This window comes from Stenotrophomonas maltophilia group sp. Smal32, assembly GCF_030237085.1.
Lineage (GTDB): Bacteria > Pseudomonadota > Gammaproteobacteria > Xanthomonadales > Xanthomonadaceae > Stenotrophomonas > Stenotrophomonas maltophilia_Q.
In genome coordinates this window covers 12,163-14,648 of record NZ_JASJSI010000030.1, presented here as the reverse complement: position 1 = coordinate 14,648, position 2,486 = coordinate 12,163, and the positions used below count along the sequence as shown (strand labels likewise).

The 2,486-nt window shown below is 66.3% G+C and carries 2 protein-coding genes; one reads left to right on the top strand and one right to left on the bottom strand.

Annotation, left to right across the window (positions count from 1 at the left end; all coding sequences use genetic code 11):
* Positions 1-251: 251 nt before the first annotated feature.
* Positions 252-911, bottom strand: a complete 660-nt coding sequence (locus QRO91_RS09615) for an RIO1 family regulatory kinase/ATPase (protein ID WP_197650212.1) — start codon at positions 909-911, stop codon at positions 252-254.
* A 434-nt stretch (positions 912-1,345) separates the two neighbouring features.
* On the opposite strand from QRO91_RS09615, the gene QRO91_RS09610 reads away from it, so the two are divergent.
* A complete protein-coding gene (locus QRO91_RS09610; RefSeq protein WP_049432008.1) occupies positions 1,346-2,254 on the top strand; it encodes an aspartyl/asparaginyl beta-hydroxylase domain-containing protein in 909 nt (302 codons plus the stop codon).
* Positions 2,255-2,486: the final 232 nt, after the last annotated feature.

The following is a 2,486-nucleotide window of genomic DNA, read 5'->3' as shown; positions in this document are numbered from 1 at the left end:
GGCGTGGTTTCTCGCAAACGGCAGGCCCCGGGCCACGGCAAAATTGGGCCACGGCACGGTGTCGTGTACCAACTGGGGCTCGGTGGTCGTTTTTCGACCGGGCCACCGGCCCGCGACCGGTTTGAACCCCGCCGCCGGAAAGCAGAACCCCCCCCCCCACGGTCGCGTCATTTGCCGCCAAGGAAGAACCCCCACCGGCGCGGGGGCTCGCCTCTACAAAGAGCGGTAACGCGGTCGAGCGAGCTCGACCCCTACCGCCGCTTGGCCCACGTGTAGAACCGCTTCCAGCCCTGCCGCACTGCAGCTACCCAGCCCGGGTCGGCCACCAGCGCGGCCTGCGCAGCACTCGGCGCTTGGCCGGTCACGCGCTGGCGGATCTTCAGCAGGTTCTTCATGTCGCTGCGGCGCATCTGCCGGCTCAGCGGGTTGCGGCGCAGCCAGCGCGGGGCGCGCCAGGCCGAGGTGAAGTCCAGCAGCACCGGCACGCCGCCGCTGACCACCACGTTGGTGCCATGCAGGTCGTTGTGGGTGATGCCGGCGGCGTGCAGGCGGCTGAGCGCGTGCTGCAGCTGCTCGAACACTTCATTGCCCACGGCCTGTGCGCTGCTGAGCGTCTGGCCGGGAATGAATTCCATGCCCAGTGCCAGGCCACCGAGGGGGCCGAGCAGGGCCGGGGCGTGCTTCCAGCCGCCCAGGCGCTGCAGCATGCGCGCCTCGCGGCGGACCATCAGCCGGGCGACGGGCGACAGCGGGGTGCCGCGATAACGGGAATAGTCCTTGATGACCGCCTCGCGCCCGTCCAGGCAGGTGCGGTAGACATCGGGGGCCAGGAAACGCTCGCCGCGCTTGAGCAGCAGCGGCGCCGCGGCGTCATCGCCGCAGGAGGAGAGGGGCGTAGCAGGGAGGTACATATCAGGGTCTCGGACGACCCGGTGGGCGGCGCAAAGCGTCAAGCGAACCGGTGTTACAGGGAGTTACTAAGTTTTCGTTAATTTTAGTACTCGCCAGTTCGCTATTCCACGATTTGTCGGAGAAATGTCGGGGTCGTGGCTGGAACAGTTCGTCACGCAGAATCGGACAATTCCGTCTCACTTATAAGGCTTGCCCAGTTGAATCAAGGGGTTGGTTGCGCTTTTGGCCCATTCATCGGCGCCGCGCTGAATGCCACGCACGTCCGGCTTGACCCCGGCGCACGGCCTGCCGACCATAAGCTGTTAATTCGCGACATCGGCGGCCGCCCCTCCATGGCACGTCCCCGTCCCCTGCCGCGTTCCCCACCGGTGCTGGCCGCCTGGCCGTGCATCGCCCCCGTTTCCCGATCCGGCCGCGGCTGGAGGAAAGTGCTTTGACTATCAAGATCGTACTGGCAGTGCTGTTCGTGGCCTGCGTGCTGTACATCCACTTCCGTGGCAAGGTCCGCGCGCGCTGGTCGCGCCAGCTGCTGGACCACTCCAGTTTCATGGCCCCGATCAACGTGGTCATGTACATGTTCTCGAAGGTGCCGACCACGCCGTTCCTGGACCCGGGCAAGGAGTTCCCGCAGCTGGAACCGCTGCGCCAGAACTGGCAGATGATCCGCGACGAGGCGCTGGCGCTGCGCGATGCACAGAAGATCGCCGCTTCCAGCAGCTTCAACGATGCGGGTTTCAACTCGTTCTTCCGCCGTGGCTGGAAGCGCTTCTACCTGAAGTGGTACGGCCCGTCGCACCCGTCGGCGAAGACGCTGTGCCCGAAGACCGTGGCGCTGATCGAGTCGATTCCGGACGTGCGTGCGGCGATGTTCGCGCAGCTGCCGCCGGGCAGTGAACTGCGACCGCACCGCGACCCGTTCGCCGGTTCGCTGCGCCTGCACCTGGGCCTGACCACGCCCAACGACGATGGCTGCTACATCGAAGTGGACGGCATCAAGAAGAGCTGGCGCGATGGCGAGTGGATGATGTTCGACGAGACCTACATCCACCATGCGCACAACGAGACGCAGGAGGATCGCGTGATCCTGTTCTGCGACATCGCCCGTCCGCTGCGTTTCGGCCTGCCGGGCCTGTTCAACCGTGCGGTGGCGGCCACGCTGCTGGCCGGCGGTGCTTCGCCGAACCTGCCGGGTGACCCGACCGGTGGCGTCAACAAGGCATTCGGTGGCCTGTACAAGGTGCGCCTGAAGGCCAAGGCGCTGCGCGAGCGCAGCGTGGTGGCCTACCAGCTGATCAAGTGGGGCCTGGTGGTGGCGGTGATTGCCGGTATCTGGGCGCTGTGATCGAACCGCCGCCGGGTCGCGCGCGGGGGATGTTGTAGAGGCGAGCCGCACAGCGGGTGCGGCTGCGCGCGACCCGGGCGCGCCGTGCGGGCGCGCGAAAGAAAAAACAAAAACCCCCGGGCGCCACCGGGGGGGTTTGTATGTGTTTTATAAAAAAAACACCCTGCCCACCACCATCACACTGTTTATCAATCGGGGGGCGGCCTCTCTAAACAAAACGGGGGGGGGGGGG

Excerpts from the sequence above, each read along its gene's own strand:
- QRO91_RS09615 (WP_197650212.1), bottom strand. The coding sequence starts at position 911 with ATGTACCTCCCTGCTACGCCCCTCTCCTCCTGCGGCGATGACGCCGCG.